This is a genomic window from Thermocrispum agreste DSM 44070, from assembly GCF_000427905.1.
GTDB classification, from domain to species: domain Bacteria; phylum Actinomycetota; class Actinomycetes; order Mycobacteriales; family Pseudonocardiaceae; genus Thermocrispum; species Thermocrispum agreste.
Window position 1 is genome coordinate 803,075 of sequence record NZ_KE386603.1, and the last position, 16,117, is coordinate 819,191.

The following is a 16,117-nucleotide window of genomic DNA, read 5'->3' on the forward strand; positions in this document are numbered from 1 at the left end:
CTGGATGCCCCACCGCGGGCGCGTCTGCGATATTCGGCTAGGCTCCCGAATTGATCCACCGTAGTTCTCGGACTGGCACACCTAGGAGGCGCGGCGTGCGGACCAGCAGAGTCGCCACGGTCGCCGGGCTGGCAGGGCTGGTCGCCCTGACCACGACCGGCTGCTCGGTCGAGGAGGTGCTCAGATTCGGCTGGCCGGAAGGCATCACGCCGGAGGCGCAGCAGATGCGGCAGCTGTGGATCGGCTCGGTCATCGCCGCGCTGGCCGTCGGTGCGCTGGTGTGGGGCCTGCTGATCTGGTCGGTGACCTTCCACCGCAAGAAGAAGGGTGACAGCGAGTTCCCCCGGCAGTTCCAGTACAACGTGCCGCTGGAGATCTTCGCCGTCGGCCTGCCCACGGTCATGGTGTGCGGCCTGTTCTACTTCACCGTCACCACCGAGACCGACGTGGTGCGCAGCGACAAGCCGAACCCGGACGTCGTGGTCGACGTGACGGCCTTCCAGTGGAACTGGGAGTTCAGCTACCCGGGTGAGGAGACGCCCGACGGCGACGTGGTGCGGACCACGGGCAGCTCGTCGGAGATCCCGCTGCTGGTCCTGCCGACCGATCGGCGGATCCAGTTCAACATCCGCTCCACCGACGTCATCCACGCCTTCTGGGTGCCCGACCTGCTGTTCAAGCGGGACGTGATGCCGCAGCCGGAGCGCAACAACCAGGACGCGGACTTCCAGATCACCCGCATCGACCGGGAAGGTGCCTTCGTCGGGCGCTGTGCGGAACTGTGCGGCACCTACCACGCGGTGATGAACTTCGAGCTGCGTGCACTGTTGCCGGACAAGTACGAGCAGTACATGCAGCTGCGCCGGTCGGTGAACCCGCAGACCGGGCAGCCGTACACCGCCGCCGAGGCGCTGGAGGAGATGGACTGCGGCGAGCTGTGCAGCCCGACCGCGATCTCCACCAAGCCGTTCAACACCGACCGCCTCGCCCGGTCCGCCTCGGGCTGAGCGCGCAAGCCAGGAAGTAAGGAACCGACATGAAGGTCGAAGCACGGGTCTTCGAAATCGTCACGGTCTTCGCGTTCCTCATTGCGGCCATCTACGGGGTGGCTACCGAGCTGTGGACCGAGGACGGCATCGAGCCGGTCGGCGTGGTCGCGCTGTTGCTCACCGGTGGCCTGGCGCTGATCGCGGGCAGCTACTTCCGGTTCGTCGCGCGCCGCATCACGCCGCGGCCGGAGGACAACGACGAGGCCGAGGTGAGCGACGGCGCGGGGGAGATGGGCTTCTTCAGCCCCGGCAGCTACTGGCCGGTGGGCATCGCGGCCTCCGCTGCCGTGGCTGGCATCGGCTTGGCCTTCTTCGAGGCCTGGGTGTTCTTCCTCGGCGCCGCGTTGGTGCTCGTCACCGTCGGTGGTCTGGTGTTCGAGTACCACCGCGGGAGCCCGCGGCACGGCTCGGGCGGGTGAGTCGTCCTCCCGGTTAGCTCGACTGATGGTCGGCGGAGTGCCGCGTCGGCCGCTGTTGTGCCAGGCTCACACATGTGACCGATGCGCATGCGCCCGACATCGACCCGCTGGCGCAGCTGGGCCAGCGCCTGGCCGGCGGATCGGTGCACACCGTCGTTCTCGTCGAAGGGCTCAGCGACCAGGCGGCCGTCGAAGTCGTGGCCGAGCGATGCGGACACCGGCCCGGCCGAGACGGCTTCGCGGTGGTCCCGATGCACGGAGCGACCAACGTCGGCCGCTTTCTCCACCGCCTCAGCGGGCTCGGCCTGTGTCTGGTGGTGCTGACCGATGCCAACGAAGCCCCCGGCATCCGTCGGCGCCTGACCGATGCGGGTGTCCCGGAGGCGGTGCTTTGTGTCTGCGCACCCGACTTGGAGGCGGAACTCATCAGGGCACTCGGTGCCCGACGGGTCCAGTCGCTCATCGCCGAGCAAGGCGACGAGCGCGCATTCCGGTCACTGCAGAAGCAGCCCGAGTGGCGCGGCAAACCGGTCGAGGAACAGCTGCGGCGCTTCTTCGGCGCCGGGTCCGGCCGCAAGCTCCGCTACGGGCGGGTGCTGGCGCAGCACCTCTCGCCGACGGCGCTGCCAGCACCGCTGCGTGAGGTGATGCGGACGATTCAGGGTCAGCGAGGCGGAGCTTCAGTCCTGGCCGGCCAGCGACTGGGACAGCGCGACCCACCGGTCGAGCAGCTGCGCGGCGGCTCCGGAGTCGAGCGCCTCGGCCGCCCGCTCGATGCCCGCGGCGATGTCGTCGACGAGTGAGCCGCCGAACCCGGAGAACGCGGCCAGCGCCGCGCCGGCGTTGAGCAGGACGGCGTCCCGGACCGGCCCGGTCTCGCCGGCGACCAGAGCGCGGACGACAGCGGCGTTCTGCTCCGCGTCACCACCGCGCAGGTCCTCGGCCGCGGCCCGGTCGATGCCGACGTCGCGCGGGTCGAACGAATGCACCGTGACGTTCTCGCCCGCCACGCGCCACACCGTGCTCGTGGTCGTGGTGGTGAGCTCGTCCAGGCCGTCGTCACCGCGCACCACCAGCGCGCTCGCCTTCCGCGCGGCGAACACGTTGGCGATCACCTCGAGCTTGTCCGGGTAAGCGCACCCCACCAGCCCGGCGTTCGGCCGAGCCGGGTTGGTCAGCGGTCCCAGCAGGTTGAAGATCGTCGGAATGCCCAGTTCACGCCGGGTGGGGCCGGCGAACCGCAGCGCGGGGTGGAACACCGGGGCGAAGCAGAACCCGATGCCGAGCTCGGTGACGCAGCGCGCGACCGCTTCCGGCTCCAGCGCGGCCACCACACCGAGAGCCTCCAGGACGTCGGCGGCACCGCACTTGGACGACGCCGACCGGTTGCCGTGCTTGACCACCGGCGCTCCGGCCGCCGCCGTGACGATGGCGCTCATCGTGGAGATGTTCACCGAGCCGGAGCGGTCCCCGCCGGTGCCCACGATGTCGACCGCGGGGCCGGGCACGTCGAACGTGCGGGCGTTGGCCAGCATCCCGTCGGCCATGCCGACGACCTCTTCCGCCGTCTCGCCCTTGGCCCGCAGGCCGACCGCCAGCGCGGCGATCTGCGACGGGGTGGCTTCGCCGGACATCACCTGGTTCATCGCCCACCTGGTCTGCGCGGCGCTCAGGTTCTCGCCCGCGACCAGGCGGTTGAGCAGGTCCGGCCAGGTCTCGGTCGTCATCACCGGGCCCGGACGGCGGGAACCTTGTGCGAGCGCAGCACGTCCGCGACGACGTCGCCGGTCGCGATCGGGTCGAACGGATGCACGATCACCGCGTCCGCCTGCGACCAGGTGGCCAGCCACCGGTCGTCCTTGCGGCGCACCGCGACGACGATCGGCGGGCAGTCGGTCAGCTCGTTCTTCAGCTGCCTGCACAGCCCCATGCCGCCGTTCGGCTGCGCCTCGCCGTCCAGGATCGCCAGATCGATGCCGCCTTGGTCACACTCGGCGATCACGTCGGCGACCTTGTCGACCTCCACGTAGGTGAGCCGAGGCAGATCGCTTGCCGGGCGCCGCCCGACCGCGCTGATGATCGACTCCCTCACCTGGGGTTTGTGGCTGTACACCAGGACAGTGCGCACCTCGCTGGTCATGCCTGTGACTCTAGCCCGTCGGGTGAGGCAGCCAACACAGAGCTACCCGGGGGCGCGGGGTCGGGCATGAAGGGACATAATGCGAGGCGTGACTACGGCAGCCCCAACGATCAGCCAGCGGGTGCACTCGCTGAACCGGCCGAACATGGTCAGCGTCGGCACCATCGTCTGGCTCTCCAGCGAGCTGATGTTCTTCGCTGGGCTCTTCGCGATGTTCTTCACCGTGAAGGCCCAGAACACCGCAGAGAACTGGCCGCCGAACCCGCCAGGGTGGAGCGAGCCGGAGCCGTTCGTGCTCAACCTGCCGTGGGCGTTGCCGTTCACGATCATCCTGGTCGCCTCGTCGTTCACCTGCCAGCTCGGTGTGTTCGCCGCCGAGCGCGGTGACGTCTTCGGGTTGCGCCGCTGGTACCTGCTCACCCTGTTCATGGGTGCGCTGTTCCTGTTCGGCCAGGTCTACGAGTACTTCCAGCTCGTGGACGAAGGCGTGACCATGCAGGCCAACGGGTTCGGGACGGTGTTCTACATGACCACCGGCTTCCACGGCCTGCACGTGCTCGGTGGCCTGATCGCCTTCGCGATGCTGCTCATCCGCACCAAGATGAGCAAGTTCACACCCGCGCAGGCCACCTCGGCGATCGTGGTGTCGTACTACTGGCACTTCGTCGACATCGTGTGGATCGGCCTGTTCGCGGTGATCTACATCGTGCCGTGACAGGCGTGCGAGGAACTGCCGAAGCACAAGGACTTGACAACAAGACAGCCGCAACGCCCGAACTGACAGCAAGGTGCCGAAGATGACATCTCCGACGCCCCGGGGCACTGACACCGGGGAGCAGGTCCCCAGGACCCGCCGGCCGCGTGCGGGCAGGACGCGCCGCCGCATCGCCGGGCTGGTAGCCCTCGGCCTGGCGCTCATGGTCGCCGGCGGACTTTACGCCCTGTTCGCGCCCAAGCCGCAGACCGCGCAGGCGGACAGCAAGCAGCTGAGCGCACTGGAGCGCAAAGGCGCCGAGGTCTACAACACCACGTGCATCACCTGCCACGGCAAGAACCTCGAGGGCGTCAAGGGACGGGGCCCGAGCCTGATCGGCATCGGTGAGGCGGCGGTCTACTTCCAGACCTCGACCGGGCGGATGCCGATGGCGCGCCAGGAGGCGCAGGCCCAGCGCAAGCCGCCGCGGCTGACGCCGGAGGAGATCGACGCCGTGTCCGCCTACGTGCAGGCGCACGGCGGCGGCCCGGCGCGGCCGGAGGAGAAGGGCAAGGAGCTGCGCGGCGACAACCCGGCGCGCGGTGGCGAGCTGTTCCGGCTCAACTGCGCCTCGTGCCACAACTTCACCGGCAAGGGCGGCGCGCTGTCGTCCGGGAAGTTCGCGCCGCCGCTGCAGCCGGCGAACGAGGAGCAGATCTACACCGCGATGCTCACCGGTCCGCAGAACATGCCGAAGTTCTCCGACCGGCAGCTGTCGCCGGAGGAGAAGAAGGACATCATCGCCTTCATCAAGTCGGTCAACGACGGCAACAACAACCCGGGTGGGATGTCGCTGGGCGGCTTCGGACCGTGGTCCGAGGGCATCGTCGCCTGGGTGGTCGGGATCGCCGCCATCGTCGGCGTGACCCTGTGGATTGGAACGAGGGCTGGGCATGAGTAGCGAGAACGAGGAGCGGTTGCCCACCGCCGCCGAGCTCGCCGAGATGGATCGCGACCAGCTGGTCAGGCTCGGCGGGAAGCTGGACGGCGTCGAGCTGGTGGAGTACCCCGACCCGTGGCCGGTGCAGGGCACCAAGGCGGAGAAGCGTGCCGCCCGCGGCGTCACGATGATGTTCCTGCTCGGGACGTTGCTCGGCGTCGCGTTCCTGGGCGTGCTGCTGTGGTGGCCGTGGGAGTACAAGTCGCCGGACGACGAGGTCGGTGAGTTCTGGTACAGCCTGTACACCCCGCTGCTGGGCATCACGCTCGGCGGCGCGGTGCTGTGCTTCGCGTTCGGCGTGCTGATGTACACCCGCCGGTTCCTGCCGCAGGAGCTGGCCGTCCAGGAGCGCGGGGACAACCTGGGCGCCGGTTCCGACGAAATCCACCGGCAGACGTTCCTGGCGCACGTGACCGACGCCGGAGCGCGCAGCACCATCGGCAGGCGCAAGGCGATCCTGGGCAGCGCCGGGCTCGGCCTCGGGGTGCTCGGCCTGGGAGCGGCGGTGCTGCCGGTCATCGGCTTCGTCAAGAACCCGTGGTCGAAGGATCAGGACCCGCGCGACACGCTGGCGCACACCGGGTGGCTGCCGCGCGACGGGGAGAAGGTCTACCTGCGCCGCAACACCGGCCACCCGCACGAGGTGTCGCTGGTCCGGCCGGAGGACCTGGACGCGGGCGCGATGGAGACGGTGTTCCCGTTCCGCGAGTCCGAGCGCAACGACCCGGAAGCGCTGTCCGCGGCACTGAAGCGGGTCGACAACCCGGTCATGCTGATCCGGCTGCGGCCGGAGGACGCGGCCAGGGTGATCAAGCGCAAGGGCCAGGAGGACTTCAACTACGGCGACTACTACGCCTACACGAAGATCTGCAGCCACGTGGGTTGCCCGACGTCGCTGTACGAGCAGCGCACCAACCGGATCCTGTGCCCGTGCCACCAGTCGCAGTTTGACGCACTGCAGTACGCCAAGCCGGTGTTCGGCCCGGCGACCAGGGCACTGGCGCAATTGCCCATCACGGTGGATCCTGAGACTGGATACTTCATGGCCAAGGGCGACTTCATCGAGCCGGTCGGGCCCGCGTATTGGGAGCGTGAGTCATGAGCGAGCTGACGACCCCGACCAGGGGGGACTCCCTGATCAAGCGCCTGGCCGGCAGGCAGCTGGACGAGGTGGACAAGCGCTACCGCGCGGCCAAGGGCATCCGCCACCAGCTGAACAAGGTCTTCCCGACCCACTGGTCGTTCCTGCTCGGCGAGATCGCGCTGTACAGCTTCATCATCCTGCTGCTGTCCGGCGTGTACCTGACGCTGTTCTTCGACCCCTCCATGGAGGAGGTCGTCTACGACGGCAGCTTCACCAACCTGCAGGGCGTGGAGATGTCCCGCGCCTTCGAGACCACCCTGAACATCTCGTTCGACGTGCGGGGCGGCCTGCTGATCCGGCAGATCCACCACTGGGCCGCGCTGATCTTCGTCGCCGCGATGTTCATCCACATGCTCCGGGTGTTCTTCACCGGTGCGTTCCGCCGCCCGCGCGAAGCCAACTGGGTGATCGGGGCGCTGCTGCTCATCCTGGGCATGTTCGAGGGCTTCTTCGGCTACTCGCTGCCGGACGACCTGCTGTCCGGTACCGGTCTGCGCGCCACGATGTCCGGCATCGTGCTCTCCACGCCGGTGATCGGCACGTGGCTGCACTGGGCGCTGTTCGGCGGTGAGTTCCCGGGCAACGAGATCATCCCGCGCCTGTACACACTGCACATCCTGATCGTCCCCGGCATCATGCTGGCGCTGGTGGCGGTACACCTGGGCCTGGTGTGGTACCAGAAGCACACCCAGTTCCCCGGCGTGCGGCGCACCGAGAACAACGTGGTCGGCGTGCGGATCATGCCGTACTTCGCGCTGAAGGCCGGCTCGTTCTTCCTGGTCGTCACCGGCGTGATCGTGGCGATGGCGGGCCTGTTCCAGATCAACGCGGTGTGGAACATCGGCCCGTACCTGACCTCGCAGGTGTCCGCGGGCTCGCAGCCGGACTGGTATCTGGCGTGGGCGGACGGCATCCTGCGTATCTGGCCGGCGTGGGAGCTCTACCTCGGGCCGTACACCATCCCGCCGGTGTTCTTCGCGGGTGCGGTCGGGATGCCGATCCTGTTCGGGCTGCTGATCGCCTACCCGTGGATCGAACGCAAGTTCAGCAAGGACACCGCGCATCACAACCTGTTGCAGCGTCCGCGTGACGTCCCGGTCCGCACCGGCATCGGCGTGATGGCGTTGACATTCATCTCCGTGCTGGAGATCTCCGGCTTCAACGACATCATCGCCTTCACGTTCGACATCTCGTTGAACGCGATGACCTGGATCGGCCGGATCGGCCTGTTGGTGCTGCCGCCGATCGCCTACTACGTCACCTACCGGATCTGCCTCGGGTTGCAGCGGTCCGACCGTGAGGTGCTGGAACACGGCGTGGAGACCGGCATCATCAAGCGGACGCCGGAAGGCGCGTTCATCGAGATCCACCAGCCGCTCGGCCCGGTGGACGAGCACGGCCACCCGATCCCACTGGAGTACCAGGGCGCGCCGGTGCCGAAGAAGATGAACGAGCTCGGCTTCGCGGGCAAGCCGGTGTCCGGCTCGTTCCTGACCCCGGATCCGCCGGAGGAGGTCGAGGCGCTGGAGCGGGCGCGGGCCGCGCAGCACGGCGACGGCCGGGCGGCCATCACCTCCGGCAACGGTCAGGCGAGCGGATCCCGCACGGAGGTCGAGTCGCGCGCGAAGTAGCCCCAGGCTGTTCACAGGAAGGCGGCGTGCCGGGATTGCCGGCGCGCCGCCTTCGTCGTTGTCGCGGGCCGGCGTCCGGGGACATGGCTCGTCGAGGCGCTGCCTGTCCGGCCGTCGTCGGCCCGTTTGCGCGCTTGGGCGCGGACAGGTTCGCCGGTGTCGGGGTGCTTGTACGGGTTTCTGCGCTTTCGTGCACGTCAGGCTTCGCGCGCGTCAGGGAACTCGGCGGGAGAACCTGCTCTTCGGGCGTCCTGCACGGTGGGGTGGTCAGCTGGCCAGTTCGAGGGCGCGGGCCGTGGCCACCCGGTCCAGCCAGCTCCGCCAGCCCGACGTCGCGCCGGCCGGCTCGGCCCACGGGTCGCTGCAGCGCACCAGGCGAACGCCGGGACGGGCCAGCCACCGCAGCAGCACACGCACTTCCTCCGGGCTGGCGCCGCGCAGCGGCCCGCGCGTCGGGAGCACGGTCTCCGCACTCGCCACCAGTGCATCGACGACCGGCATCGGCGGCACACCGCGCGCGGCCGTACCGGCCGAAGCCAGCCGCCCGTAGCGGATCACCGCGAACTCCCAGCCACCGGTGCCGTCGGGGTGGGCAGCGACCAACTCCGCGATGCGGGCCAGTGCGGCCATCCGGTTCGCGGTCATGACCGTGCCGACGACCTCGGCGAGCTCGTCCCGTCGCGCCGCGGCCAGCTCGAAGCGCTGCGCGGCCGCCAGTTTCTCGACCCGGTCGGCGGCGGCGCGCAACGCCGATCCGTCGGTCCCGGCGATGAGCGCGGAGACCGCTTCGACGGCGGGCGCGTACTCCTCGACGCTCTGCTGCCCCGCGCACGGCGCCCCGCATTTGCCGAGCTCCCACAGCGCACACGGGGATCCGTGCTGGGACTTCGCCGGGATGCGGTCACTGCATGCCCGCAGACCGCACGCAGACGTCAGGACGGAGGCCGCCGAGGCGGCGGCGGATCTGCTGCGGAACGGCCCCAAGGATCCGTCCCGCGGCACCCTGACGACCGACAGGCGCGGGAAGGCCTCGTTGGTGAGGGCGACCCACCAGTACTTGTGCGGATTGCGCGACCGACGGTTGTAGACCGGCTTGTGCGCGGCCAGCAGCCGCAGCTCGCGTACTTCGGCCTCCAGGGAGTGAGCGCAGGGGATGCCCTCCACCCGCTCGGCCAGCGCCACCATCTCCCGGATGCGCCCCCTGCTTTCAGATCCGGTGAAGTACTGCCGGACCCGCTTACGGAGATTGGACGCGGTGCCCACGTACAGCACCTCGTCGTTCGGCCCGCGGAACAGGTACACGCCGGGGGAGGGAGGCAAATGGGCGGCCATGCCGCGCTTGCGCCGCTGCTCCGGGGTGACCTCGGGCAGGAAGTCCATCAGTTCTTCCAGCGACTGCACGCCGAGGTTGCCGACCCGCTCCAGCAAGCCGTGCAGCACGTCGACGGTCGCGCGAGCGTCCTGCAGCGCGCGGTGATTGGGCACCGTGTCCGCGTTGAACAGTGCGGCCAACGCAGACAGCCGGAAACTGCGCGCGTCGTCGTGGCGGGTGAGCACGCGGCGAGCCAGCCGCGCGGTGCACAACACCGTCGGCTTCGGCCAGTGATAGCCGTGGCGTGCGCACGCCGAGCGCAGGAAACCGATGTCGAAAGCGGCGTTGTGCGCCACCAGCACGGCCCCCTTGGCGAACTCCAGGAAGGCGGGCAGCACCTGTTCGATCCTCGGTGCCGAGGACACCATCGCCTGGGTGATGCCGGTCAGCTGCACGATCTGCGGCGGAATGGTCGTGCCCGGATCCACCAGCGTGGCGAACTCGCCGAGCACTTCGCCGCCGTGCACCTTCACCGCGCCGATCTCGGTGATCGCGTCCTTGTCCGCCGAGCCACCGGTGGTCTCCAGGTCCACGACCACGAACGTGGTCTCGCGCAGTGGCGTCCCGAGTTCGTCGAAGCTCAACTGCACGCTCACGAGCGCTCACGATAGGGCGGAAAACCGACAGTATGTTCGAATGACGCGCCGGACTACGGTAAGTCCATGGACGCGCCTCGGGTGGACTTCTCGGCGGTGCCGGACCCGGTGCGGGCCCGGCTGGCCGAAATCGTGGCGCAGGCGCTGAGCGGGCTGGCGGTATCGGAGATTCCGCACCGGTTGCGGCCGGTGGCCCGATTCACCCCGGCCAAGCGGGCGAAGGTGGCCGCTGGGCAGATGATCAGCGCGCTCGCCGAGAGCACGGGTTTCCGCGCGGCCGTGGTCGCCTGGGCGCAGCATCGGCGGCCGGACCTGCTGTGTCCGGCACCGGACGATGTGGTCGGCAAGGCGGCGCTGGCCGTGCTGCTGGGCACCGACGACGCAGGCGAGATGGTGGCGGCAGCGGCCGAGCAGGCCGAGGAAGCCGATCTGCGCGCGGAACGGGACGCGTTGCGCACCCGCGTGCAGCGGTTGGAGACCGAGGTGGGGCGGCTGCGCGCCGAACTGGAACAGCAGCGCCAAGCGACCGAGGCGGCGCGGGCCGAGCGGGAGGACGAGCTGGAGCGGCTGCGGCAACGGCTGCGGGAGCGCGGCATGCAGCTGCGGCAGGCGCGCGACGAGGCTCGGCAGGCGCGGGAGGAGCTGGCCGAAGCCGGCACGACGACGGACAGCAGGATCGCCGAACTGACCGAGCGGCTGGCCAAGGAGCAGCAACGGGCCAAGGCCGAACGCGCCCGCGCCGATCGGGCGGTCGAACAGCTGGAAGCGCTGCGGGCGAGGGCGGAGCATCAGCGGCGCGGCGACCAGGCGCGGCTGAGCCTGCTGCTGGACACCGTCGCCAGCGCGGTCGAGGGGCTGCGCGGCGAGCTGCGGTTGCAGGCGGGCACGCCCGGCGATCGGCCGGCCGACGCGGTGGCCGGCGCGACCAAGGGCGGCACGACCAGCTCCCCGGTGCACGATCCGATGATGCTCGAGCGGCTGCTGAGCGTGCCGAACACGCACGTGATCGTCGACGGGTACAACGTCACCAAGACCGGCTATCCCGACCTTGCCCTGGCCGAACAGCGGGAACGGCTGGTGCGTCAGCTCGGGCCGCTGGCGGCACGGACCGGAGGCGAGATCACCGTCGTCTTCGACGGTGCGGGCGTCGTCGCGGCACCGGTCACCGGGGTGAGGGGCGTGCGGGTGCTGTTCAGCGAGCCGGGGATCTCCGCCGACGAGGTGATCAAGAATCTGGTCGCTGCCGAGCCGTCCGGGCGCCCGCTGCTGGTGGTGACCGCGGACCGGGAGATCATCGCCGCGGTACGAAAGCGGCACGCCCGCCCGGTGGCACCGACCGTGCTGTTGGAGCAGCTTCAGCCGGGGTGAGAGACGCCGTCACGTCGACGCCGGTCGTGCGTTGTCTCAGTAGGCGCCTTACCACCCGTCCGCACGTGACGGTGACGTATCGTCACCACATGGCGACGAGCTGAGGTGGGGATCGAGCGGGATTTCGGAGGTGTGATGCGGGCGAGGACCGCGGTCGCGGTGCTGCTGGCCGGCGCGGTCGTGGTGACGCCGGTCAGCGAGGGGGACGCGCGCGCTCAGGACACCGCCCCGACCGATCCGGGGGACCTGCGCATCGAGGCAGGCGTCGCGCCGGGAACCGGTGCGCCGGACCCCCGTCCCGGGGTGGCGTTCGCCGATCCGAAGGTGGCCGCGCTGCAGCGGACGGCCAGCCAGGTGCAGCGCGAGCTGAGTGTGCTTGCCGAGCGGATCCGCAACGCCAAGGGGAAGGTGGCCGAGGCGACGGCCAAGCTCAGCGCGGCGCGCGCGGAGCGGGAAGCCGCGGAGCTCGCGGTGGAGCGGCAGCAGGCCGAGGTCGACGCACTGTCGGCCAGCGCGTACACGTCCATGGGCAGGCCGAGCAAACTGCGCGCCATGCTGACCGCCACCGACCCGGCCAACTACCTGGAGAAGTCGTGGGTGGTGGAGTACCTGCGCACCGAGCAGGACGAGCGGCTGAACGCCGCGCTGCGCAGGCATCGCAAAGCCGTCGCGGCCGAGCGTGCCGCGCTGGGGCTGGAGCGGCGGGCGAGCGAGCGCGAAGCGGAGCTGGTGCAGCGCAACCGCGACGCGACCAACCGGGCGGACGCCATCAGCTCGGAGCTGCGCACCCCGATCGAGGCGGCCAGTGCCGCGGTCACCGCACAGCAGCTGGCGCAGAAGAAGCGCAACGCTCGCACGGCGAAGGCCTGGCGCAGGTATCTCGACCGGCTCGACGAAGCAGGGATCACCCCGCCGCGGGCGTCATCGCTGCTCGACCCGGCGAACCTACCGGGCGGGCTGCGGCCGCTGAAAGGCGCCAACGGCAAGCCGCAACCGGGCGTCGCGCAGGTGACGGTGAACGGCAAGCGGCTGCTGGTGCTGCCGAAGGAGACCATCGAGGCGGTCAGCGCCGCCATCGACGCGCTCGGCAAGCCGTACGTCCCGCGCGATCACGGCGAGGGCCCGATCGCGTACTCGTGCGACGGGCTGGTGCGGAAGGTCTTCTCCGACGCCGGGCTGGAGCAGCCGGCCGGCGCACGGAAGCAGTACATGGTCGGCAAGCCGGTCTCGGTGCGTGACATCCGGCCCGGTGACCTGGTGTTCGTCGGCCCGGCCAAGTACGGGGTGCAGCACGTCGGGATCGCATTGGACGAGCGCACGATGGTGGCCGCCGACGGCAGGCTTGCCTCGGTGGCGGTGACCGACATCCCCGGCAAGGGGACGCTGCTGGGGGTCACCCGGCCGTCACTGGGCGAGGGGTCGCCGCGGAAGGCCCCGCTGCGCGACAAGAAGGAGCTGACCTGGCGGTGCGGCGGCGTGGAGCTTCCGCTGTCGGTCGCGGGCAGCCTGAACGGCGACGGCACCGCCCAGGGGGCGACCGGGGCCTGGGGTGGCTACCCGAACGGGCTGATTCCGCCGTCGGCGCTGTGCAGTGTGGGGATCGGCAATCACGCGCTGCGCTGCGACGCCGCCCAGGCGTTCGTGGCCATGTCCCGCGAACACGCCAGGCAGACCGGCCGCCCGCTGTGCATCACGGACTCCTACCGGACGTTCCAGCAGCAGGTCGACCTGTATCGGCGTAAGCCGTCGCTGGCTGCCGTGCCGGGAACGTCGAACCACGGCTGGGGACTGGCGATCGACATGTGTGGCGGGGTGGAGTCGTTCGACACGCCCGCTTACCGGTGGATGGCCAAGTACGGACCGGCGTTCGGCTGGATCAACCCGGAGTGGGCGCGCCCTGGCCGTGGGCGAGAAGAGCCCTGGCACTGGGAGTACGTCGGGCGGGGTTGACGAGCGCCGCAGCGCCGTGGGCGGGCATGCCGGCGGTGATCACGCCGCTCGCGTGGTCTGCGAGCGAGCGGCGGATGGCGTCCCCAGCGGGGGCTGAGGCCACGGCATCGGGGCATCGAGACACTGCCGGGGTGACCGTGACCCGGTAGGCGTCGTAGGCGCCCAACGCCGTCCTCGCCCGTGCGCTCTTCAGACAGCGCGGCGTGTCAGGCAGCGCGACGTGGCCTCCCAGCGCGTGCCGTGCTCGCGGCCCCGACGGTCTCATGCCTCGGCTGGCGCCCGTTCACAGCCGGCCGACGACGAGGTGCGGTAGCTCAACCCGCGCGACGCTCGCTTGCCTTCGACGCGCGGTCCGTGCGCGGCACGAGGCGCAATCGCGGCACCATACCCGCGTCCGCAAGGGCGGTCACCGCGCGACGCTCGTCGGCGTCCCACTCCACGCGTCCCGGCGGCCCCAGCAACACGCTGACCACGCAGTCAGCGCATGCCGTGGGGCGCACCGCGCAACTGTCACAGTCGATGATCAACGTGCCGTCGTCCGCTCGTTCGCTCATGGTCGCCTCCTTCATGGCGAGGTGCTCGGTGCGCGATCGGGGCGGCCTGTGCCGTGCGATGCGCCTGGCAACCCCGTCACGGCGCACGATAGGCAGCCCCACCGACAACCTGCGCCGATGCGCATCGGCGATGTCCCCTGGACGGGTGGCCTGTGACGATCCGCGGGCGGCGTCGGATAGCCCGATCGGGCACTTGCGCGGACCGGTGCGGGACGAATGCGGTGAGCGGTCGGCCCGGCGCGCCAGGTGTCACCGAGAGTGCGATCTTGTCGATGAGCGGTAGATCTGATCGGTGAACGGTCGTCGTCGCTGGTCCGAGTGGGCCGTGGTGATCGTCACGTGGCGCGATTTCCCGCTGCTCCACTCGTGTTTCGCCGCTCATCCGACGACCGGCCCTGGACGCAAGCGCGCTCGTTTCGTAACCTGTCCGAGATCTCGCGGGAGGCCGTTGCCGTACCCCGGAGGCGACGCCGCGGGATTGTCGCCGGGACGGCTCGTCGGGGAGTCGTCCTCGGAGGGTCGAGGCGAAGCCGGACCGGCCATGCGGCCGACCACAAGGACTGTCGGGCTTCGCCGTGCCACGGGGAGGGCCCCCGACCTCACCCGCCGGCATCGGCTCTCGACAGCGGCGACCGAGCGCAAAGGAGAATCGCGCGACGTGAAGTCGCTTCAGTTGTTGAAGCGAGGAGTGTCCGGTGTTGTCGCAGCCGTCGCTGTCGCGGCGATGGTCAGCATTCCGTCCCCCGCTCTCGCTGACCCCGACCCGACGCCGGACACGGCCTCTGAAGCGCTGAAGGCCTACGAGGCACTCAAGCGCAAGGCGGAGAAACTCAACGAGGCGCATCTTCGGGCGCAGGACGACCTCGAAGCCAACCGGAAGAAGATGCGCCAGGCCAAACGAGCCCTGGCCGCCGCGCAGAAGGCCGAGCAGCGTGCGCGCGCCGACGTGGCCGCCTATCGCAAGGTGGTCGACAAGTTCACCAGCGCCGCCTACCGCGGCAGCAGGCTGACCAGCGTGGCGGCCGCGCTGACCGGCGACTCGGTGCGCGACTACCTGGACCGTGCGGCCACCATCGACCTGCTCGCCGCCGAGAAGGCCGCGGCGCTGAAGAAGCTGAACCGTGCCGTGGAGAAGGCCGAGCAGGCCCAGCGGGAGGCGCTGGCTTCGCAGCAGGCCGCGCGAAAGGCCGAGCAGGAGGCCAAGCGCAACCTGCGGGACATCGAGGTCCGCGGCGAGGAGCTGCAGAAGCAGATCGACAAGGCCCGCGAGGCCTACGAGCGGCTGAGCGGCGCCGACCGGGCCGCGCTGGAGGCCAGTTACGGCGACAGCGCGACGCCGCCGAGCACCATCAAGGCTCCCAGCGAACGCGCCCAGATCGCGGTGGACGCGGCCATGTCCAAGCGCGGCAGCCCGTACGTGTACGGGGCGGAAGGGCCGGATGCCTTCGACTGCTCGGGCCTGACGTCGTGGGCCTACCAGCAGGCAGGCATCTCCATCCCGCGGTCCAGCTCGGCGCAGTCGCAGTCGGGCACGGCGGTGCCGCGGGACCAGCTGGCGCCGGGCGACCTGGTGTTCTTCTACTCGCCGGTGTCGCACGTGGGCATGTACATTGGCGACGGGCTGATGGTCCACGCCCCGCAGCAAGGCGACGTGGTCAAGGTGGCGCCGGTGATGTGGAACAACTTCGTCGGCGCTCGCCGGTACGCCTGACAGCACGGAGCCGGCCGGGCGACGGCCGGAGGAGCCAGCAGAGTCACCTTCGCAGTCCCCCGGGCGAAGGTGGCTCTGTTTTCTTTCCGGGCTTGTTCCGGGCCTGTTCCGAGGGCGGAAAAGGCGATTCTCTTCTGGGCCTTCGAGGACGGCCGGCGGCACTGTCCTGGGCCGCCGGGGGTCAACCGAGCGGGACGCCACCGCTGCCCGTAGGCACGCACGGAGATGCAGGGCCGCGAGTATCGGGCCGCCTACCGGGTGGTTCGCAGGCACGCGCGGAGGACACACAGGGTGTGGGCTGTCGGCTGGTTGGCTGCGGAAGCGCGCGGGAGAGGCGGTGCGGGCGTCGTTGGCACAGCAAGCACACGCTGAAGACGCAGGGTGTGAGGATGGCCGCCAACCGGTCGCCTGCCGGACGGAAGAGGCCTTTCGCCGCTGTCTGCGGCTCCCGGTCCGGCGTGGCCTTCATTCGGCGGCTCGATGATCCTG

Annotated in this window: 13 protein-coding genes and 1 pseudogene; 10 read left to right on the top strand and 4 right to left on the bottom strand. The window is 70.1% G+C overall.

The window, feature by feature from the left end:
• The first annotated feature begins 95 nt into the window (after window positions 1–95).
• From ctaC to YWY_RS24940, 3 genes and pseudogenes are all read left to right on the top strand, one after another.
• Window positions 96–1,007 (top strand): aa3-type cytochrome oxidase subunit II, encoded by a 912-nt coding sequence (gene ctaC / locus YWY_RS0113840; protein WP_028848087.1) that lies wholly within the window; start codon window positions 96–98, stop codon window positions 1,005–1,007.
• Between the two features lie 29 nt (window positions 1,008–1,036).
• On the top strand, window positions 1,037–1,468 hold the full coding sequence (locus YWY_RS0113845; protein WP_028848088.1) for a cytochrome c oxidase subunit 4: 432 nt from the start codon (window positions 1,037–1,039) through the stop codon (window positions 1,466–1,468).
• A 143-nt stretch (window positions 1,469–1,611) separates the two neighbouring features.
• Window positions 1,612–1,785, top strand: a pseudogene (locus YWY_RS24940) (TOPRIM nucleotidyl transferase/hydrolase domain-containing protein); the annotation flags it as partial.
• 363 nt (window positions 1,786–2,148) lie between these two features.
• On the opposite strand, the gene trpD reads toward YWY_RS24940, so the two are convergent.
• Both trpD and YWY_RS0113860 read right to left on the bottom strand, forming a co-directional pair.
• Complete coding sequence (trpD, locus tag YWY_RS0113855) at window positions 2,149–3,195, bottom strand: anthranilate phosphoribosyltransferase (RefSeq protein WP_028848089.1); 1,047 nt, start codon at window positions 3,193–3,195, stop codon at window positions 2,149–2,151.
• Entirely contained in the window at window positions 3,195–3,608 is a 414-nt protein-coding gene (locus YWY_RS0113860; protein WP_028848090.1) for a hypothetical protein, read from the bottom strand. The genes trpD and YWY_RS0113860 overlap by 1 nt, the downstream gene beginning before the upstream one ends.
• 79 nt (window positions 3,609–3,687) lie before the next feature.
• Between YWY_RS0113860 and ctaE the strand changes: the two genes are divergently transcribed.
• From ctaE to qcrB, 4 genes are all read left to right on the top strand, one after another.
• Window positions 3,688–4,323, top strand: a complete 636-nt coding sequence (ctaE, locus tag YWY_RS0113865; RefSeq protein ID WP_028848091.1) for an aa3-type cytochrome oxidase subunit III — start codon at window positions 3,688–3,690, stop codon at window positions 4,321–4,323.
• 82 nt (window positions 4,324–4,405) lie between these two features.
• Window positions 4,406–5,263, top strand: coding sequence for a cytochrome bc1 complex diheme cytochrome c subunit (gene qcrC, locus YWY_RS22045; protein WP_051310284.1), 858 nt, complete (start codon window positions 4,406–4,408; stop codon window positions 5,261–5,263).
• Window positions 5,256–6,404 (top strand): cytochrome bc1 complex Rieske iron-sulfur subunit, encoded by a 1,149-nt coding sequence (gene qcrA / locus YWY_RS0113875; RefSeq protein WP_028848092.1) that lies wholly within the window; start codon window positions 5,256–5,258, stop codon window positions 6,402–6,404. Before qcrC ends, qcrA begins: the two co-directional genes overlap by 8 nt.
• Window positions 6,401–8,077, top strand: coding sequence for a cytochrome bc1 complex cytochrome b subunit (gene qcrB, locus YWY_RS0113880; RefSeq protein ID WP_028848093.1), 1,677 nt, complete (start codon window positions 6,401–6,403; stop codon window positions 8,075–8,077). The genes qcrA and qcrB overlap by 4 nt, the downstream gene beginning before the upstream one ends.
• A 267-nt stretch (window positions 8,078–8,344) precedes the next feature.
• On the opposite strand, the gene YWY_RS0113885 is transcribed toward qcrB, so the two are convergent.
• Window positions 8,345–10,039: a DEDD exonuclease domain-containing protein gene (locus YWY_RS0113885; protein ID WP_028848094.1), complete on the bottom strand. Its 1,695-nt coding sequence runs from the start codon at window positions 10,037–10,039 to the stop codon at window positions 8,345–8,347.
• Window positions 10,040–10,111: 72 nt separating this feature from the next.
• Here YWY_RS0113885 and YWY_RS22050 point away from each other — a divergent pair, with 72 nt between their 5' ends.
• Window positions 10,112–11,413, top strand: coding sequence for an NYN domain-containing protein (locus tag YWY_RS22050; RefSeq protein WP_038045075.1), 1,302 nt, complete (start codon window positions 10,112–10,114; stop codon window positions 11,411–11,413).
• Between the two features lie 135 nt (window positions 11,414–11,548).
• Window positions 11,549–13,363 (top strand): D-alanyl-D-alanine carboxypeptidase family protein, encoded by a 1,815-nt coding sequence (locus YWY_RS0113895; RefSeq protein WP_028848095.1) that lies wholly within the window; start codon window positions 11,549–11,551, stop codon window positions 13,361–13,363.
• A 314-nt stretch (window positions 13,364–13,677) separates the two neighbouring features.
• Here YWY_RS0113895 and YWY_RS22055 read toward each other — a convergent pair whose 3' ends face one another.
• Window positions 13,678–13,917 (bottom strand): hypothetical protein, encoded by a 240-nt coding sequence (locus YWY_RS22055; protein WP_425426130.1) that lies wholly within the window; start codon window positions 13,915–13,917, stop codon window positions 13,678–13,680.
• Between the two features lie 658 nt (window positions 13,918–14,575).
• On the opposite strand from YWY_RS22055, the gene YWY_RS0113905 reads away from it, so the two are divergent.
• Complete coding sequence (locus YWY_RS0113905; RefSeq protein ID WP_028848096.1) at window positions 14,576–15,628, top strand: C40 family peptidase; 1,053 nt, start codon at window positions 14,576–14,578, stop codon at window positions 15,626–15,628.
• The last annotated feature ends 489 nt before the right edge of the window (window positions 15,629–16,117 follow it).